The sequence below is a fragment of the Rhizobium sp. Root149 genome, from assembly GCF_001427345.1.
Taxonomy (GTDB): Bacteria; Pseudomonadota; Alphaproteobacteria; order Rhizobiales; family Rhizobiaceae; genus Neorhizobium; species Neorhizobium rhizoryzae.
In genome coordinates this window covers 317,012-334,117 of record NZ_LMGD01000022.1, presented here as the reverse complement: position 1 = coordinate 334,117, position 17,106 = coordinate 317,012, and the positions used below count along the sequence as shown (strand labels likewise).

Annotated in this window: 13 protein-coding genes; 6 read left to right on the top strand and 7 right to left on the bottom strand. The window is 61.5% G+C overall.

The genetic code is table 11. The features are described 5' to 3' along the window. The first annotated feature begins 26 nt into the window (after positions 1 to 26). Complete coding sequence (modB, locus tag ASD54_RS19775) at positions 27 to 728, top strand: molybdate ABC transporter permease subunit (RefSeq protein WP_062556253.1); 702 nt, start codon at positions 27 to 29, stop codon at positions 726 to 728. Continuing rightward, the gene (gene modC, locus ASD54_RS19770) at positions 725 to 1,804 is read left to right on the top strand and encodes a molybdenum ABC transporter ATP-binding protein (protein ID WP_062556252.1); all 1,080 of its coding nucleotides are present in this window, start codon (positions 725 to 727) and stop codon (positions 1,802 to 1,804) included. Before modB ends, modC begins: the two co-directional genes overlap by 4 nt. Here the strand turns inward: modC and ASD54_RS19765 are convergent. Then, the gene (locus tag ASD54_RS19765; RefSeq protein WP_062556251.1) at positions 1,764 to 2,162 is read right to left on the bottom strand and encodes a winged helix-turn-helix domain-containing protein; all 399 of its coding nucleotides are present in this window, start codon (positions 2,160 to 2,162) and stop codon (positions 1,764 to 1,766) included. The two genes, modC and ASD54_RS19765, sit on opposite strands and share 41 nt — an antisense overlap. A 162-nt stretch (positions 2,163 to 2,324) precedes the next feature. On the opposite strand from ASD54_RS19765, the gene ASD54_RS19760 reads away from it, so the two are divergent. Together ASD54_RS19760 and pbpC are read left to right on the top strand one after the other, a co-directional pair. Next, positions 2,325 to 7,796, top strand: coding sequence for an alpha-2-macroglobulin family protein (locus tag ASD54_RS19760; protein ID WP_062556250.1), 5,472 nt, complete (start codon positions 2,325 to 2,327; stop codon positions 7,794 to 7,796). A 5-nt stretch (positions 7,797 to 7,801) separates the two neighbouring features. Then, the gene (pbpC, locus tag ASD54_RS19755; RefSeq protein ID WP_062556249.1) at positions 7,802 to 9,892 is read left to right on the top strand and encodes a penicillin-binding protein 1C; all 2,091 of its coding nucleotides are present in this window, start codon (positions 7,802 to 7,804) and stop codon (positions 9,890 to 9,892) included. 110 nt (positions 9,893 to 10,002) lie between these two features. Here pbpC and ASD54_RS19750 read toward each other — a convergent pair whose 3' ends face one another. Further along, positions 10,003 to 11,337, bottom strand: a complete 1,335-nt coding sequence (locus ASD54_RS19750) for a cobyrinate a,c-diamide synthase (RefSeq protein WP_062556248.1) — start codon at positions 11,335 to 11,337, stop codon at positions 10,003 to 10,005. A 51-nt stretch (positions 11,338 to 11,388) separates the two neighbouring features. Here ASD54_RS19750 and ASD54_RS19745 point away from each other — a divergent pair, with 51 nt between their 5' ends. Beyond that, positions 11,389 to 12,519 (top strand): cobalt-precorrin-5B (C(1))-methyltransferase, encoded by a 1,131-nt coding sequence (locus ASD54_RS19745; RefSeq protein WP_062556315.1) that lies wholly within the window; start codon positions 11,389 to 11,391, stop codon positions 12,517 to 12,519. Here the strand turns inward: ASD54_RS19745 and cobM are convergent. The 3 genes from cobM to cbiE are packed head-to-tail and all read right to left on the bottom strand — an operon-like array spanning position 12,474 to position 14,868. Then, positions 12,474 to 13,247 carry a precorrin-4 C(11)-methyltransferase gene (gene cobM, locus ASD54_RS19740; protein WP_062556247.1) on the bottom strand — a complete coding sequence of 258 codons (774 nt, stop codon included), beginning with the start codon at positions 13,245 to 13,247 and terminating at the stop codon, positions 12,474 to 12,476. The two genes, ASD54_RS19745 and cobM, sit on opposite strands and share 46 nt — an antisense overlap. Then, complete coding sequence (locus ASD54_RS19735; protein WP_062556246.1) at positions 13,244 to 13,630, bottom strand: cobalamin biosynthesis protein; 387 nt, start codon at positions 13,628 to 13,630, stop codon at positions 13,244 to 13,246. Before ASD54_RS19735 ends, cobM begins: the two co-directional genes overlap by 4 nt. Continuing rightward, positions 13,627 to 14,868, bottom strand: coding sequence for a precorrin-6y C5,15-methyltransferase (decarboxylating) subunit CbiE (cbiE, locus tag ASD54_RS19730; protein ID WP_162249595.1), 1,242 nt, complete (start codon positions 14,866 to 14,868; stop codon positions 13,627 to 13,629). The genes ASD54_RS19735 and cbiE overlap by 4 nt, the downstream gene beginning before the upstream one ends. Between cbiE and ASD54_RS19725 the strand changes: the two genes are divergently transcribed. Next, on the top strand, positions 14,867 to 15,637 hold the full coding sequence (locus ASD54_RS19725; RefSeq protein ID WP_062556316.1) for a cobalt-precorrin-6A reductase: 771 nt from the start codon (positions 14,867 to 14,869) through the stop codon (positions 15,635 to 15,637). The genes cbiE and ASD54_RS19725 overlap by 2 nt on opposite strands. On the opposite strand, the gene ASD54_RS19720 is transcribed toward ASD54_RS19725, so the two are convergent. Both ASD54_RS19720 and ASD54_RS19715 read right to left on the bottom strand, forming a co-directional pair. Next, a complete protein-coding gene (locus ASD54_RS19720; RefSeq protein ID WP_062556244.1) occupies positions 15,601 to 16,365 on the bottom strand; it encodes a precorrin-3B C(17)-methyltransferase in 765 nt (254 codons plus the stop codon). The genes ASD54_RS19725 and ASD54_RS19720 overlap by 37 nt on opposite strands. Then, positions 16,362 to 17,093, bottom strand: coding sequence for a precorrin-2 C(20)-methyltransferase (locus tag ASD54_RS19715; RefSeq protein ID WP_062556314.1), 732 nt, complete (start codon positions 17,091 to 17,093; stop codon positions 16,362 to 16,364). The genes ASD54_RS19720 and ASD54_RS19715 overlap by 4 nt, the downstream gene beginning before the upstream one ends. Between the last annotated feature and the right edge of the window lie 13 nt (positions 17,094 to 17,106).

Sequence of the window (17,106 nt, the reverse complement as noted above, 5' to 3'; positions counted from 1 at the left end):
ACAGTTCTCACAAACGGGGCGCATGCGTGGAACTTCCAAGTCTGAGTGAAGAGGAGTGGACGGCGATCAGGCTCAGCCTGAAGGTTGCCAGCGTTGCCGTCCTTGCCAGTCTGCCGCTTGGCGTAGCGGTTGCTTACATCCTGGCGCGCAAGCGCTTTTGGGGACACGCGCTGCTGAATGGCATCGTCCACCTGCCGCTCATTCTGCCGCCAGTCGTGACCGGCTACCTGCTGCTGATTGCCTTCGGGCGACGCGGGTTCATCGGTTCATTTCTGGAAAGTACTTTCGGGTTGATTCTGTCCTTTCGCTGGACGGGGGCAGCACTCGCCTGTGCGGTCATGGGCTTTCCGCTGATGGTGCGTTCCATAAGACTTTCCATTGAGGCAGTGGACCTGAAGCTGGAGGAGGCGGCCAGAACATTGGGTGCATCGCCGGTGATGGTGTTTCTCACGGTCACGCTGCCCCTGATGCTGCCGGGAGTTATCGCCGGTCTCGTTCTCGCCTTTGCCAAGGCCATGGGGGAATTCGGCGCAACGATCACCTTTGTTTCGAACATTCCCGGTGAAACGCAAACGCTTTCCGCCGCCATCTACACCTTCACCCAGGTGCCGGGGGGCGATGCGGGCGCTCTTCGCTTGACTGTCATTTCGATTATCATCTCCATGGCAGCATTGCTGCTTTCCGAAGCGCTGGCGCGCCGGGTGGGCAACAGGATCGAAGCCGAATGACTTTCGCTGTCGAGATCCGTCATAGCCAAGGAGATTTTCGCATTGAGGCGGACTTCACATCGGAAGGGGGCGTGACAGCTCTTTTCGGACGTTCCGGCTCTGGAAAAACATCCGTGCTTCGCATTGTCGGCGGTTTGGTGAGGCCCGATCACGGGCGCATACTCGTCGGCGATCAGGTGCTGCTGGATACAAGCAAGGGTATATGCCTCCCGCCGCATCGGCGGGGTCTGGGTTATGTCTTTCAGGAGCCGCGGCTGTTTCCGCATCTGAGCGTACGCCAGAATCTGAACTACGGGCAGTGGTTTGCGCGTAGCCGGTCCTCCTTTGCCGATCCGGACAGGATCATCGGCATGCTGGGGCTGGAGGCATTGCTGCCGCGTCGTCCCGGTTCATTGTCAGGCGGGGAAAAGCAGCGAGTGGCCATTGGCCGAGCACTTCTGGCGAGCCCTCGTATTTTGCTGATGGATGAGCCGCTCTCGGCGCTGGATGAGGCGCGCAAGGCGGAAATCCTGCCCTATATCGAGCGGCTGCGCGATGATCTGAACCTGCCCATTCTCTATGTCAGCCATTCAGTGGGCGAGGTGGCACGGCTGGCGGACCGCGTCGTCGCCATGGCGGATGGACGTGTGACCGGCATCGGCAATGCATCCGAAATTCTGGGCATCCAGACCATTGCCACGGGGCGCGAAAGCGGCAGCGTTCTGGAAGGATTGGTGCGGCTTCAGGATGAGGATCCCGATCTTGCGGCCATCGCGCTTCGCGGCTGTCGTCTCCTGGTTCCACGCGGCGATCTCCATGAAGGGCAAAAGCTTCGCGTCCATATTCCTGCCCGAGAGGTTCTGCTGGCGACCTCAAAGCCGCAAGGGATCTCAGCCCTCAATGTTCTGAAAGGTGAAATCCGCGCCATGACAGGTTCGGATGGTGGCGCGGTGGATATAGCGCTTCTGTGCGGGGAGGAAGTGCTGCGGGCCCGCATTACTGGTCTGTCTGCCAAGCGAATGGACCTGATGGTGGGGCAATCCATTCACGCCATCATCAAGACGGTTGCGCTGGATCCGCCGGGTCGCGCGCGCTGATCTTGCTTTGATGTTCATTCAGCCAATCGAGGTCGTCTGCAAGCGCGCTTTGGAGAATGACTTCCATATGCCGAAAGCGGCGGATCAGTTCTTCACCAAATTCCGTCAATTGCGCTCCGCCGCCTTGCTTGCCACCGCGCTGGGATTCAACTGACGGTTTTGCAAACATCGTGTTGATCGCATCCACCAGCAGCCAGGCACGCCTATACGACATATCCATGCGGCGACCGGCTGCCGAAATGGACCCGGTTTCACGAATATGCTCCAGCAGCTCGATCTTGCCGCGCCCAAGCCGCTCTCCGGGCGGAAACGCAACTTTCAGCAGTGGCTGCAGGGTCTGATCGGGCGGATTTGACATGGTGTGGATGAGCCTGTGTGGAGCCGTCAGCAGTTCAACGAGCGTCCATTGTGGCCGAGCGTCATCATGCTTTCAATTGACAACCATACGTTAACGACAGAAGACTTTGTTGATCGGCGATCATTGCCGACATTGCCGTTCATGCTGCGGTGGGAGGACATCATGTCGAAGCGAATCTCGTTTGCGGTCGCCTCTTTTCTGGCCCTTGGCCTTCTCGGTCCCGTCCAGGCGCAGCAGGCGACCAAGGCGCCGCAGTCGAACCGCGCAATCGAAACGACTGAGGAGAGCGATTACATCGGCTTCGACCTGAGGACGGTCAAAAACGTGACGCTCCAGCAGTGCCAGACGGCCTGCATCGACGATAAATCATGCCGCGCTTTTACCTTCAATGTGAAGGCGAAGTGGTGTTTTCTGAAATCCGATTACAACCAGCTGAACAGCTTTGCCGGTGCGGTTGCCGGCAAGATCGTTGTCGCCAACAGCCAGCCGGATATCGGTGCGCCGCCAGCGCTTTCCATGGTTGGCGATGAGGCGACCAATCAGGCTGCTGCTCTTCGCGATGAATTGGCCGTTCCGCCAGAACTGGAAGGGCAGGGGCTGGAAAGCCTGAAGGCGCTGGCGCAGCTTGAATTCGTCAATGGAAATCCGGTAGCGGCCATCAATGCGTTGACGGCGGCACTCAGCATCGAGTCGGATGATTCAGGCCTGTGGAGCGAGCTTTCCAGGGCATCCGCGCAGATCAAGGATGATGCCGACGCCAAGACGAAGGCGGTCTCGGCGGCGATCAACGCCTATGATGCCTCTCGTACGGCGCAGAGCCGCGCCGAGGCGCTTGCCCTCTTGGGTGATGCGCTTCATGCGCAGGAAAACCACCGGGGTGCTATCGATGCGCTGAAGGAAAGCCTGGCGCTCGTTCCGTCCAAGACCGTTCAGGCCCGTTACAACGATCTGAAGGAGCGCTTTGGCTTCCGCGTCGTGGGAAACAGCGTGGATGCCGATGCGGCAAGCCCGCGCGCCTGCGTACAGTTTTCCGAAGCGCTTTTGAAAACCGGTACGGATTACGGCCAGTTCGTGGTGCTCAACGGCCAGGCCCCCCAAGCGGTGGAAGCCAAGGACAAGCAAATCTGCGTCGAGGGTCTGAAGCATGGCGAGCGTTATAAGCTGACCCTGCGCCGTGGCCTTCCCTCCAGCGTCGATGAAAGCCTGCCGGCAGCCGTTGACCTCAATATTTACGTCAAGGATCGCTCGCCTGCTGTGCGCTTCACCGGCGACAGCTTTGTTCTGCCATCGACGGCGCGGCGCGGCATTCCCATCGTATCCGTCAACACCAGCAGCGCCAATCTGAAGCTCTACCGTATTGGCGACCGAGGCATTGCGCCGCTGCTCGCCAATTCGCAGTTTCTCACCCAGATGGACGGTTACACCGCCGGTCAGGTCGGGCAGAGCAATGGCGAACTGGTCTGGCAGGGCTCTATCGATATCGCTCAGGACATCAACAAGGATGTGGTGACGAGCTTCCCGGTCGATGAGGTTTTGCCGAAGCGCAAGCCCGGCGTCTATGTGCTGACGGCGGCGACTGGCACGGGCAATGTCAATGAATGGGAGAACAAGGCCACGCAGTGGTTCGTGGTGTCCGATTTGGGCCTCAGCACCTTTGCCGGAACCGACGGTCTGAACGTTTTCGTGCGCTCGCTTGGCTCTGCCGAACCGGCGGTCGGCGTGGACCTGCAATTGCTGGCCAAGAACAACGAGATCCTCGGCACCGCCAAGACCGACGCCGATGGCAAGGCCGTGTTCAGCGTGGGTCTCATTCGCGGCACGGCGAGCATGGTTCCAGCCGTGTTGATGGCTTCGAAGGGCGGCGAGGATTTCGTTTTCCTCGACATGACACGCGCAGGCTTCGACCTGTCCGATCGCGGCGTGACGGGCCGTCCGGCTCCGGGTGCTATCGATGTCTACGCCTGGACGGAACGCGGCATCTATCGACCCGGTGAAACGGTTCATGCAGCGCTTCTGGCGCGTGACGTGACATCCAACGCCATCGATCAATTGCCGCTGACCTTCGTGTTCTTGCGGCCTGACGGCGTTGAAGACCGCCGCATGACGGGAACGGGAACGCTGGGCGGCTATGCAGTGGATCTGCCGGTTCTGGCCAGCGCCATGCGCGGCACTTGGACCATGCAGGTATTCACGGACCCCAAGGCGACCGCCATTGCTGAAAAGCGCTTCCTCGTCGATGATTTCGTGCCCGACCGGATCGAGTTTGATCTGAAGAGCGAGGCAAAAGAAATCGTCGTGGGCGAACAGACGCCGATCACCGTCGATGGCCGTTATCTCTATGGCGCGCCGGCTGCCGGACTTGGGCTCGAAGGCGAAATCGTGCTCAAGCACACGCGAGAGCGCGAAGCGTTCAAAGGCTATTTCTTTGGTCTGGCTGACGAAGAGGCAAGTGAGGCCGAGCGGCTGCCGCTGGAAGCGCTTGATCCGCTCGACGAGCAGGGCAAAGCCAGCTTTGACGGCGGGTTGACCGAGCTTGCCTATACCACGCAATTGACGGATGCGAACATCGTCGTGCGCCTGAAAGAAGGCGGCGGTCGCGCTGTCGAACGCACGCTGACGCTGCCCGTTCGCGCCGATGGCGACCGCATCGGTATCAAGCCGGAATTCTCGGGCGATCTCGCCGAGAATGCTGTGGCGAATTTCAACGTCATCATGATCGGTGCCGATGCCCAGAAGCGGGCTGCCCCTGGCCTGTTGTGGAAGCTCGTCAAGATCGAGCGCGATTATCAATGGTATCGCGAAGGCAATTCCTGGCGTTACGAACCGGTCAACCGCACGAAGCAGATCGCCAATGGCAAGGTGGATGTCGCAGCGGTAGATGGCGGCAAGATTTCCGTTCCCGTCCAATGGGGCCGCTATCGTCTGGAAGTCACCGGCCCCGAGCCGGATGCGCCCGCCTCCAGCGTCGAGTTCGATGCGGGCTGGTTCGTGACCGCGACCTCGACCGAAACACCGGATGCGCTGGAAATCGCGCTCGACAAGGCCTCCTACAAGGTTGGGGAAACGGCGAAGCTCAAAGTTTCCTCCCGCTATGCCGGCCAGTTGATGATCGCCAATGGCGCGGAAAATCTGATCTCCGTGCAGAATGTCTCAATCGGCGATAAAGGCGGTGAGGTTTCCATTCCGGTGACGAAGGAATGGGGCGCGGGGGCTTATGTCACCGCCTCGCTTTATCGTCCCGGCAATGCACGCGAAAGCCGCATGCCCATGCGCGCCATCGGCGTAACCTGGCTGAAGGTGGACCCGCAGGATCGCGATCTGACTGTTTCGCTGACGGCGCTGGACAAGACCTTGCCGCGCCAACCGCTGCAGATCGGCGTGGATGTGAAGGGCGCGAGCGTTGGCGAAGAAGCCTATGTCACGGTTGCCGCTGTCGATGTCGGTATCCTGAACCTCACGCGCTATGAACCGCCTGCGCCCGACAACTGGTATTTCGGACAGCGCCGTCTTGGCCTCGAAATCCGCGATATCTACGGTCGCCTGATCGATGGGTCGCTGGGCGCGACGGGCAAGCTGCGCACCGGCGGCGATGGCGGAAGCGTGGCGCTGCAAGGCAGCCCGCCGAAGGAAAAGCTGATTGCCTTCTTCTCCGGCATCGTGCGCGTCGGGCCGGATGGCAAGGCCAATGTCAGCTTCGATATCCCACAGTTCAACGGCACGGCCCGGGTGATGGCTGTGGCCTGGACGAAAACCGCAGTCGGCCATGGCACGAAGGATGTGGTGATCCGCGACCCGGTCGTCCTGACCGCAAGCCTGCCGCGTTTCCTCGCCCCCGGCGATGAGGCCATGTTGCGGCTCGATATCGCCAACACGGATGCACCGGCGGGTGATTATCAGGTTTCCATCGCCGCCAGCCCGCAGATCAGTGTCACAGGGGCAAATGCATCCCGCACCGTCAAGCTGAATACCGGTGCCAAGAGCACGGTCAACCTTGCCATCAAGGGCGCACGTGTTGGCGATGGATCGCTGACGGTGACTTTGGCTGGAAACGGTCTTGCGCCCATGCAGCAGCGTCTTGAACTGCCGGTGCGCCCGGCGGTGCTGCCGGTTACTGAAAAGCGCATCATTTCGCTTGCGCCGAACCAGAGCCTCACGGTGGATGGCAACCTGCTGGCAGATGCGCAATTGCAGGGCGCAAGCCTGACGCTTGGCGTAACCCGCTCGGCAGATTTCGATATCCCGGCGCTGTTGATGTCGCTCGATCGCTATCCTTATGGCTGCGCCGAGCAGACGACCAGCCGTGCGGTGCCGCTGCTTTATCTTTCCGAGCTTTCCAGGCAAAGCGGCATGGCGGACGATCCCGATGTCAAGAAGCGGGTTCAGGATGCCATCTACCGTGTGCTGGCCTATCAGTCTTCGTCCGGCAGCTTTGGCCTTTGGGGGCCTGGTTCGGGCGATCGCTGGCTGGATGCCTATGTGACGGAATTCCTGACCCGGGCGCGTGAACAGGGTCTCGATGTGCCGGATCGGGCGCTGGTGCAGGCGCTGGAAAACCTGCAGAACTCTTTGGCCTATGAGGTCAACATCAAGGATCAGGGCGAGCAGGTTTCCTACGCGCTCTATGTTCTCGCCCGTAACCGCAAGGCCTCGATCAGCGATCTGCGCTACTACGCCGATACAATGCTGAACGATTTCCCCACACCGCTGGCCAAGGCACATCTGGCCGCTGCCCTTTCGCTTTACGGCGATACGCAACGGTCGAAGACAGTGTTCGCCTCCGCCCTTCAGATGACAGAACAGGCTGTTGCAACGCAAGTCAGCTGGTCGCGGTCGGATTATGGTTCCACTCTGCGAGATGGTGCGGCGGTTTTGGCATTGGCCGCGGAAAGCCGCCCGGTTCCGGCAATCGTTCCGCAACTTGCGGCAGCCGTTGCCAAGGAAGCGCGCAAGAGGAAGTACATGAGCACGCAGGAGCAGGTCTGGATGCTTCTGGCGGCGCGTGCCCTTCAAAACGGTGATAGCGGGTTGAAGGTGGATGTAAACGGGCAGGTGACCACAGGTGCCTACCGCCAGCAGATGACGGGTGATGAGCTTTTGGCAAAGCCGGTGACGCTGACCAACCGCGCCAGCGAGCCGGTTTCGGCAGTCATCACCACCTATGCTTCGCCCAAGCAGCCACCGGCAGCGGGAGGCAATGGCTTTGCCATCGCCCGTGCCTACTACACGCTGGATGGGCAGGAAGCGAATGTCACTGAGGCTAAGCAGAACGAGCGTTATGTTGTGGTTCTGACTGTCAACGAAACGAATGACTGGCCGTCCCGCATCCTTGTGCAGGATCTGCTTCCGGCGGGCTTCGAGATCGACAACCCCAATCTCGTGGATAGCGCGCAGCTGGCCAATTTCGAATGGGTCGGCCAAGTGCAGGTGGCCCATACGGAGTTCCGCAACGACCGTTTTGTCGCGGCGTTCGATCGTAACAAGGGCGATAACCGCGAGTTCTCGCTGGCCTATGTCGTGCGGGCGGTGACACCCGGAACCTATGATCATCCAGCAGCCAGCGTGGAAGATATGTACCGGCCAGAATTGTCGGCGCGCTCTGCGGCGGGCCGCATGCAGGTTCAGGAAGCGCAGTAAAGGGTATGGGCAGGCGGCTCAGCACGTGGCTGGCAGGTGGGGCGGCGACAATGCTTGTTGTCGCCGTGTCCCTTTCCATGGCACTCGAAGCCGCTGACCGCGCCTATCCGCCACCGCTGGAGGCAGCGCGTGCCCGGTCTGCAGAGGTGCGCGATGCAGACGGGCAGTTGCTGCGCGCCTTTGCCACGAAGGATGGTCTGTGGCGGTTGAAGACAAAAGCGGGCGATGTCGATCCGCAGTTCATCCGCATGCTGATCGCCTATGAGGATCATCGTTTCTACCAGCACTCCGGGGTGGATGTCCGGGCGCTGGGGCGTGCGGCGTTTCAGCTTGTCACGCATGGGCGCATCGTGTCCGGTGGCTCCACCCTTTCCATGCAGGTCGCGCGCCTCATCGAGCCGCGCGAAAGCCGATCCGTTTTTGCCAAGCTTAAACAGATGGCGCGGGCGGTGCAGATCGAGCGCCGTCTGTCGAAGGCGGAAATTCTCGACCTCTATCTTTCGCTGGCACCCTATGGCGGCAATCTGGAAGGGGTAAGGGCCGCAAGCTTTGCCTATTTCGGCAAAGAGCCAAAGCGGCTTTCGGTGGCGGAGGCCGCGCTGCTGGTGGCCCTGCCGCAATCGCCGGAAGGCAGAAGGCCGGATCGCTTTCCAGACGCAGCCAAGGCAGCGCGCGAGCGCGTTCTGGCCCGCGCCCATGTGGAAGCCGCAGTGGGAGAAGGCGAGGCAGATCGCGCCTCGCTGGTGGCTGTGCCGCGGGAGAGACGGCAGCTGCCAGCCCTTGCCGCCCATCTGGCAGAGGCTGCCTTGCGCAAGGCACCGGGTGAGGCAGTTTACGGAACGACCTTGCGCAAGCCGGTGCAGGACGCGCTGGAACGCGTGGCACGAGAAGCAGGTGCGCGGCTGCCGCCCAAGGTTTCTCTGGCCATGATGGTGGCGGATTCGACCACGGGAGAGATTATCGCCGATGTTGGTTCCGCCGATTATTTCGATGCTTCCCGGTCCGGCTGGATCGACATGACGCGCATCAACCGTTCGCCGGGATCGACGCTGAAGCCTTTCATCTATGGCCTCGCCTTCGAGGAAGGGCTAGTCGCGCAGGAAACGATCATCGAGGATCGTCCTTCCGATTTCTCCGGCTATCGACCGAAGAATTTCGACATGAGCTATCAGGGCGATGTCAGCATTCGCCAGGCCCTGCAACTGTCGCTGAACGTACCAGCGGTGCGGGTTCTGGAGGGCGTTGGCCCCAGCCGTCTGATGGTGCGGTTCAGGCGGGCAGAGGTTCGGCCCGTTCTGCCGGCGGGCGAAGCGCCGGGGCTTGCAATCGGTCTCGGCGGCGTCGGCATGACGCTGAAGGATCTCGTGCAGCTCTATGCCGGGCTTGCCAATCAGGGTTGGCCGGTGAAGCTCGGCGATGGCGTGCGGGATCAGCCGAAGCGGGATGGCATGCAGCCGCTGCTGGAGCCTTCCGCCGTCTGGCAGGTCACGGATATCCTCTCCGACGTTCTTCCCCCGCAGGGGAGCCCGAAGCTCGGTCTCGCCTATAAGACCGGCACCAGCTACGGTTACCGCGATGCCTGGTCCGTCGGGTATGACGGGCGTTATGTGCTGGGTGTGTGGGTTGGCCGGCCAGACAATGGCGCGGTTCCCGGCATTACAGGCTATGGCACTGCGGCCCCCATTCTGTTCGAGGCCTTTGCGCGTTCTGGTCTTGCCATCTCCGGTCATCCCTCTGCGCCCCCCGGTGCGCAACGACTGGCACTGACGGATCTGCCGATTGGTCTCAGGCGCTATTCGGTCATGGCAAATGGCCTGCTGCGGTCCACCTCGCGGGAACCGGCACCGCAGATCGTCTACCCTCCAGAAGGTGCGAGAGTGGACCTTGGAGCGCGTAGTGGCGAAGAAATCGCGCCGCTCATGCTGAAATTGCAGGGCGGGCGGGCACCCTTCCGCTGGCTGGCGAATGGCAAACCATTGGAGGATACGGCGCGCACGCGCAATTCCGAGTGGAAGCCGGATGGCGCGGGCTATTCGACGCTCACGGTCATCGATTCGCGCGGACGCGCTGCCACCGTGCGGGTTTTCATTGAGTGATCCAGAGCATTCCCAGGAAAAGTGGACACCGGTTTTTTGTCCGGGAATGCGTATAGAGTTGTGAGCATTCCCAGGAAAAGTGGGTACCGGTTTTCCGTCCGGGAATGCGTCTACAATGTTGTCCGCGCTATCGCGTGAAAGAAGGTGCCGCTCACATGGCCGCGCCTTCCGCCCGACAGCCCAAGCGGCTGGCCGGTTCCATCGGCGATTTCGGCAAAAGGCTCGTCACGACCCGGATCGATGACGCTGGCATAATGGAACTCGTGGCCGCGTAGAACCTCACCGGCTGAACCCAATGGACCATCTGCCAAAAGCCGGACCTGCCGATAACCGAGGTTCATCTTGCGCTTGGCAAAGCTTGTGGAATGGCTGAGCAGTGCCGTCATGACATGGCGAACACCATCGGCATCCACGAGACCGGTTCCCAGCACCATGAAGCCGCCGCACTCGCCATGAACCGGCTTCATCTGCGCAAAGTGCCGAATACGGTTGCGAAAGCGGTTGGCAGCCGAGAGCTGCCCTGCGTGGAGTTCCGGATAGCCTCCCGGCAGCCAGCAGATATCGCAATCGAGCGCCGGACCTTCATCATTCAGTGGTGAGAAGGGCACGAGTTCCGCTCCTTGCGCCCGCCAGTGGGCACCCAGATGCGGATATAGGAAGGTGAAGGCGGCATCCGACGCTATGGCGATACGCTGTCCCGGCGGCGGAATGGCCGCAGCAGGGTTTCCACGCCGCAAGGCAATCGGCTGCGCCAGTGAAAGCACGGCGTCGAGATCGACAGAGGTTTCCATCACGTCGGCCAGCCGGTCGATATAGTCCTGAATGCCGCCGTGCTCGCTTGCCTGCACCAGGCCCAGATGACGTTCGGGCAGAGCCAGCGCATCGCTGCGCAAAACGGCACCCACAACGGGCATGCCCGCTGCCTCGATGGCGGTGCGCGACAGGCGTATGTGGCGCTCGCTACCCGCCCTGTTGATGACGATGCCCTTCGTTCGGACCTTTGCATCGTAGTGCCTGAAGCCGACCGCGACCGCCGCCGCCGTCTGGCTCTGGCCCGATACATCGAGCACCAGCAGAACCGGAATATCCAGAAGCCGCGCCAGATCGGCGGCGGAGCCGGTGCGACCCTCGCCGCCATCAATGCCATCGAACAGGCCCATGGCGCTTTCGATCAGCAGCAGATCTGTATCTTGTGCCGCGTGATCCAGAAGATGGGCCACCAGATCCGGCTCCATGGCCCAGCTATCAAGATTGAGGCCTTCCAGACCGGTCGCCGCCTGATGGAAACCCGGATCGATATAATCGGGCCCGGATTTCACTCCGCGCACCCGGATGCCACGTCGCGCAAAGGCGCGAAGCAAGCCAATGGTAACGCTGGTTTTTCCGGAACCGGAACGGGGCGCGCCAATGATAAGGGCTTTGGGAGTGAGTCGGCTATCTGTCATGCTATGCTTTTGCCAGTGACGATGCTCAACCGCAACGATATAGATGCAGCCATGGACGTTGAAGGCAAAGAGTTGCGTCGTGGCTGGACCACGGGAACCTGTTCCGCTGCGGCGGCAAAGGCGGCCTGCCTTGCGCTTCTGGGGCAGGGCTTTCCCGAAATGGTGGAGATAACCCTGCCGGGTGGCCAGAAGCCGGCCTTTTCTCTTGCCCTTGAAGAGCAAGGCGAAGGCTTTGCCCGCGCCGGCATCATCAAGGATGCGGGCGACGATCCCGATGTTACCCATGGCGCTCTCGTTATCGCGACACTGCGTCGCGGGCAGGCGGGCAAGGGGCTTCGCTTTCTCGCTGGCAAAGGTGTGGGCATGGTGACGCGCCCCGGCCTTCCCATTCCGCCGGGCGAACCAGCCATCAACCCTGTCCCACGTCAGATGATCGCCGCTGCCATTGCGGAGGTGGCAGGCACAGACACCGATTTTGAGGTCGAAATCTCCATTCCCGATGGAGAAGAACTGGCGCAGAAGACTCTGAATCCTCGGCTCGGCATCGTCGGCGGGCTCTCCGTGCTTGGCACCACCGGCATCGTTATCCCGTTTTCCTGTTCGGCGTGGATTCATTCCATCTGGCGCGGCATTGATGTGGCACGCGCCGAGGGGCTGACCCACGTTGCCGGTTCCACTGGTATGACGACGGAAAAGGCGGTGCAGGCGCATCATGATCTGCCGGAAACCGCACTTCTCGATATGGGCGATTTCGTCGGCGGCATGCTGAAATATCTTCGCAAGCACCCGGTGCCGAAGGTCACCGTCGCCGGTGGCGTCGCCAAAATGACCAAGCTTGCTCAGGGCATGCTCGATGTGCATTCCAAGCGCGGTCTGGCGGATCTTGAGGCGCTGGCGAAAGTGGCAACCGAAGCCGGTGCAGATGCGGCTTTAGCTGATGAGATTACCAAGGCCAATTCTGTTCTGCACGCCTTCCAATTGGCAGAGGCTCAAGGTCTTGCCTTGGGTGATCACGTTGCAGCCCTTGCCTGGAAAACGGCAGCAAAAGCCTTGCAGTCACCTGAAATAGCTCTGGAAGTGCTGGTTTTCGATCGAGAGGGCAAATTGGTCGGTAACGCGCCATTTACGCCGTCGGATCAGGTCTCATCACTCCCTTTGCCCGAGCGGAACCGCCGGACATAATCCGTGCTGTAGAGCGCGCTTTCGCGGAACTCCTCCGCCTCAAGACCGGGGCCGACGAAGATCAGCGCCGTGCGCTCGATGGGTTCTGCCGCCACCTGTGCGGCGATGGTGGAAAGTGTGCCGCGCAGGATTTTCTCATCCGGCCACGTGGCCTTCACCACGATGGCGACAGGGCATTCTGCGCCATAGAAAGGCGTGAGTTCGGTTACGATCTTCTCCAGCGCGTGGATGGCCAGATGAATAGCCAGCGTTGCACCGGTCGCTGCGAAGTTGGCGAGGTTTTCTCGCTCCGGCATTTTGGAGGCGCGACCCGATACGCGTGTCAGGATCAGGCTCTGCGCCACTTCCGGAATGGTCAGTTCTCGCTTCAGCGCGGCGGCAGCGGCGGCAAAGGAGGGAACGCCGGGAGTCAGCGTATAGTCGATCCCCAGGCGGTCCAGCCGCCGCATCTGTTCGGCCACAGCGCTCCATACCGAGAGATCGCCGGAATGCAGGCGGGCCACATCCTGACCTGCTTCCTGCGCGGCCAGATATTCCGCCTCGATCTCATCCAAAGACAGCGAAGCGGTATCAACGATGCGTGCGCCCTCCGGGCAGTAATCCAGAAGTTCGCGCGGCACGATGGACCCGGCAAAGAGGCAGACAGGGCAGCGGGCGATGAGATCACGACCACGCACAGTGATGAGGTCTGCGGCACCGGGGCCGGCACCGATGAAGTGAACGGTCATGGCATATTCTCCGAAAGGGCAATGGCGCAGGTCACGCCTTGTGAAACGTGGCGCGGTCCAAGAAGTCGGGCATCAGGTCCGGCTGCGGCCAGCGCGGCTGCCTCAGACAGGCTGGGCAGGCCGGTATGGGCAAGACTCGCCTCGGAGCGCGTGAGGGTAAGGGAAGCCACGGCCTGCAAGGCTTCATCGGACAGGACGACAAACTCTGCACCAAGCTTTAGCGCTGCTTCTCGAATGCCCTCTTCGCCCGCCTTTATGCCACCGGTGGCGACAACAAGCGGGTGGACGAGCTTTAACCCATGCGCCTGCAGTGCCTCGTCAATGACCGCCAGCACTACATTGGCTGATGTGCCTTTACGGCAGCCGATACCAAGCGCCATCATGCTTTTACCCAAGCCCATTGCGTCACTGGCATGGCCGCCCGCCAGCCGGTCATCGGGCCAACAGGTTCGGCGCGATCTACCGACAGCCGGATGAGCCTGCCGTCGAGCCGCGCGTGGGCATCCAGCAGCACGCGTTCCATTTCCAGCGTCACCGCGTTGGCGACCAGTCTGCCGCCGAGTGGAAGCGCCGCGATGGCCGCCTCCAGCACGCCGTCCTTGCTGCCGCCGCCGCCAATAAAGATCACATCCGGCGTCGGCAGGTCCCCAAGTGCCGAAGGCGCTTTGCCCTCCACCACCTGCAAACTCGGAACGCCGAAAGAGGCGGCATTTCGCCGAATTCGTGCAATCCGTTCCGGATGATGCTCGATGGCGACGGCACGCATGGAGGGATGTGCCAGCATCCATTCGATGCTGATCGAACCCGCGCCCGCGCCTATATCCCACAGCAATTCACCACGCCGGGGAGAGAGAGCGGCAAGCGTTGCAGCGCGAACTTCCCGCTTGGTGATCTGCCCGTCATGTTCAAAAAGCTCATCGGCCAAACCAAAGCCCAGCGGCAGAATGCGGGCCTGTGGTTCGGCTTGAACGTCCACCGCGATGATGTTGAGCGGATCGAGGTCAACCAGATCGAAGCTTAATGCCTTTACCCGGCTTATCTTCTCGCGATCCCCACCTAGCGCTTCAAGAACCGTGATCCGGCTTTCGCCAAAGCCGTTCTCCGCCAGCAGCTTTGCAATCGTTGCGGGGCCGTGCTCATCAGAGGTGAGAGCCAGAACTTTTCGGCCTGGATGCAGCAGAGAACGAATGAGATCCGGCGAGCGTCCATGCAGTGAAACCGTCTCGACATCCTGCAAAGCCCAGCCCAGACGCGATGCCGCCAGCGAGAAGGCCGACGGGGCTGGATAGGCGAGAAATTCATCTGCCGGGATCTGCCGCGCCAGCGTCACGCCAACGCCGAAGAACAAGGGATCGCCCGACGCTAGCACACAAACCTTTCGGCCTTTCAGCGCCGTCACGGCTTTCATGCCGCTATCGAACGGCTGCGGCCACGCGTGCGCTTCGCCTGTGATTGCCGCCTTGGCAAGCTCCAGATGGCGGGTGCCGCCGAAGACGAATTCGGCTTCGGAAATTGCCTGTCTTGAACGCTCACCAAGCCCGGCGAGTCCATCTTCGCCGATGCCGACGATGGACAACCAGGGCTGACCGGGTAGAAGAGAGGCAGATAGATCAGGAGCCATGGCGGTGCATTCCATTCTCATTCTGGGCGGAACGACGGAAGCGCGGCAACTGGCGGACGCCCTGCGCGACATGAACCGTTTCCGGCTGAAGCTTTCGCTGGCGGGCCGAACCAAGGTACCCGTTGAGCAGCCGGTTCCCGTGCGCGTCGGCGGCTTCGGCGGGGCGGAAGGTCTCTCCAACTATATGAAGGCCAATGCTATCGATCTGCTGATCGATGCCACGCATCCTTACGCGGCCCGCATTTCCGCCAATGCAGCAAAGGCTGCGGATATTTCCGGTGTGCCCCTGATCGCTTTGCGTCGGCCGGGCTGGGAACGGCAGGCTGGTGATCTTTGGACCGAGGTAGAAAGCGTGGAGGCGGCAGCGGCCGCTTTGGGACATGAGCCGCGCCGTGCCTTCCTGGCACTCGGTCGTCAGGAACTTCTGCCTTTCGAGGCAGCCCCACAGCATGATTATCTCGTGCGCAGTGTCGATCCGGTAGAGCCGCCGCTCACTCTGCCGCATGTTCGCTATCTCACGGCGCGCGGTCCTTTCAATGAAGCGGATGAGCGGGCGCTGCTGGCCGATAGCCACATCGAGGTGATCGTTTCCAAGAATTCGGGCGGTGCGGCCAGCTACGGCAAGATCGCTGCGGCGCGGGTGCTTGGGCTGCCGGTCGTCATGATCCGCCGTCCGGCTTTGCCGGAGGTGCCATCGTTCCAGACGGTCAAAGCGCTCACTGCCCATGTGGATCAGGCCTTTCCGGCCATCCAGGAACGCGGGGAATAGACCAGCGGACGCCGCCCCTCGCGCGCGATCAGCCGCGTTTCCGTGGACCCGACGATGATGCAGGTCGCCATATCCGCCATGTCTGACTGCGCTTCCGAGAGCGGCACCACGTTGATGCGTTCATCAGCGCGACCGGCGGCACGACCAAAGACGACCGGAACCGTTCCCGGCAGGTGGGCACGCAGAATATCGAACGCCTGCCCCAATTGGTGCGGTCGCGCCTTGCTGACGGGATTGTAGAAGGCCATCACGAAACCGGCTTCCGCCGCTGCAATCAGGCGTTTCTCAATGACGTTCCAAGGCTTCAGATTATCCGAAAGCGAGATGGCGCAGAAATCATGACCCAGCGGCGCGCCGGCCTTTGCGGCTACCGCGAGCATGGCGGTGACACCCGGAACCACGGCAAACTCGATATTGCGCCATTCCGCAGGGCCGGTTTCCATAGCTTCGCAGACGGCTGCCGCCATGGCAAAAACGCCGGGATCGCCGCCCGACACAACACACACCTTTTCCCCTTGTACCGCAAGGGTGAGGGCGGCGGCGGCGCGGGAGATTTCCTCGCGATTGTCGGAGGCGTGGCGGCGCTGCTCGGGGCGCAAATCCAGCCGATCCACATAGGGGCCATAGCCGAAGAAATCGGTTGCTTCCGCCACGGCACTCAGCGCTTCCGGCGTGATCTCTTCTGGGCTGCCGGGGCCGAGGCCAACGACGGTGAGCTTGCCCGTCATGCCAGCACTCCTTGCGGACGGCCTTTCCAGCCGGGAACCAGCACCAGCGAGAAATAAGGGGCGGGTGCCGTTTCATCCCGCTCGGAGAGTGGCATGGCATGGCCCGTCGGCATCGTGCCGCGCTCCACATAGATTGCACCATCAAGCTTGCCGGTTGCGGCCAGTGCGCGGCGAATTTTCGGCAGGTTGCGCCCCACTTTCATGATCACCGCACCATCCGTTCCGGCCAGTCGCGCCGTCAGTGCCTCCTCGGGCAGAGTACCGGGCAGAACGCTCAGGATATCATCGCCCTGCACCAGCGGCATGCCCGCCAACGACCAGCAGCCGGACATGGCTGTGACGCCCGGAATGACCTCTGCCGGAAAATGTGGTGCCAGCCGCAGATGCAGGTGCATATAGGAACCATAAAACAGCGGGTCGCCTTCGCTTAACACCGCCACGTTTCGGCCCGCCTGAAGATGCACCGCAATTTCCGCCGCAGACTGGTCGAAAAAGCCGTCTATGGCGCGCTTGTAGCTTTCGCTGTCCTTGTCTTCTTCGACAGTGACGGGGTAAACGAGCGGCAGTTCCAGAATGTCAGCACGTACATGGGCTTCCACGATGGTGCGGCCATTGCCGCGTGCACCGCGCTTGGCGAAAAAGGCCAGTACATCCGCATTGTTCAGGGCCTTTACGGCCTTCAGCGTCAGCAGTTCGGGATCACCGGGGCCGGTACCGACACCATACATCTTGCCGGGAATT

What these genes read in the sequence shown, in the direction of transcription:
- modC (WP_062556252.1), top strand. Translation starts at nt 725, where the DNA reads ATGACTTTCGCTGTCGAGATCCGTCATAGCCAAGGAGATTTTCGCATT.
- ASD54_RS19765 (WP_062556251.1), bottom strand. Translation starts at nt 2,162, where the DNA reads ATGTCAAATCCGCCCGATCAGACCCTGCAGCCACTGCTGAAAGTTGCG.
- ASD54_RS19760 (WP_062556250.1), top strand. Translation starts at nt 2,325, where the DNA reads ATGTCGAAGCGAATCTCGTTTGCGGTCGCCTCTTTTCTGGCCCTTGGC.
- pbpC (WP_062556249.1), top strand. Translation starts at nt 7,802, where the DNA reads ATGGGCAGGCGGCTCAGCACGTGGCTGGCAGGTGGGGCGGCGACAATG.
- ASD54_RS19750 (WP_062556248.1), bottom strand. Translation starts at nt 11,337, where the DNA reads ATGACAGATAGCCGACTCACTCCCAAAGCCCTTATCATTGGCGCGCCC.
- ASD54_RS19745 (WP_062556315.1), top strand. Translation starts at nt 11,389, where the DNA reads ATGGACGTTGAAGGCAAAGAGTTGCGTCGTGGCTGGACCACGGGAACC.
- cobM (WP_062556247.1), bottom strand. Translation starts at nt 13,247, where the DNA reads ATGACCGTTCACTTCATCGGTGCCGGCCCCGGTGCCGCAGACCTCATC.
- ASD54_RS19735 (WP_062556246.1), bottom strand. Translation starts at nt 13,630, where the DNA reads ATGATGGCGCTTGGTATCGGCTGCCGTAAAGGCACATCAGCCAATGTA.
- ASD54_RS19725 (WP_062556316.1), top strand. Translation starts at nt 14,867, where the DNA reads ATGGCGGTGCATTCCATTCTCATTCTGGGCGGAACGACGGAAGCGCGG.
- cbiE (WP_162249595.1), bottom strand. Translation starts at nt 14,868, where the DNA reads ATGGCTCCTGATCTATCTGCCTCTCTTCTACCCGGTCAGCCCTGGTTG.
- ASD54_RS19720 (WP_062556244.1), bottom strand. Translation starts at nt 16,365, where the DNA reads ATGACGGGCAAGCTCACCGTCGTTGGCCTCGGCCCCGGCAGCCCAGAA.
- ASD54_RS19715 (WP_062556314.1), bottom strand. Translation starts at nt 17,093, where the DNA reads ATGTATGGTGTCGGTACCGGCCCCGGTGATCCCGAACTGCTGACGCTG.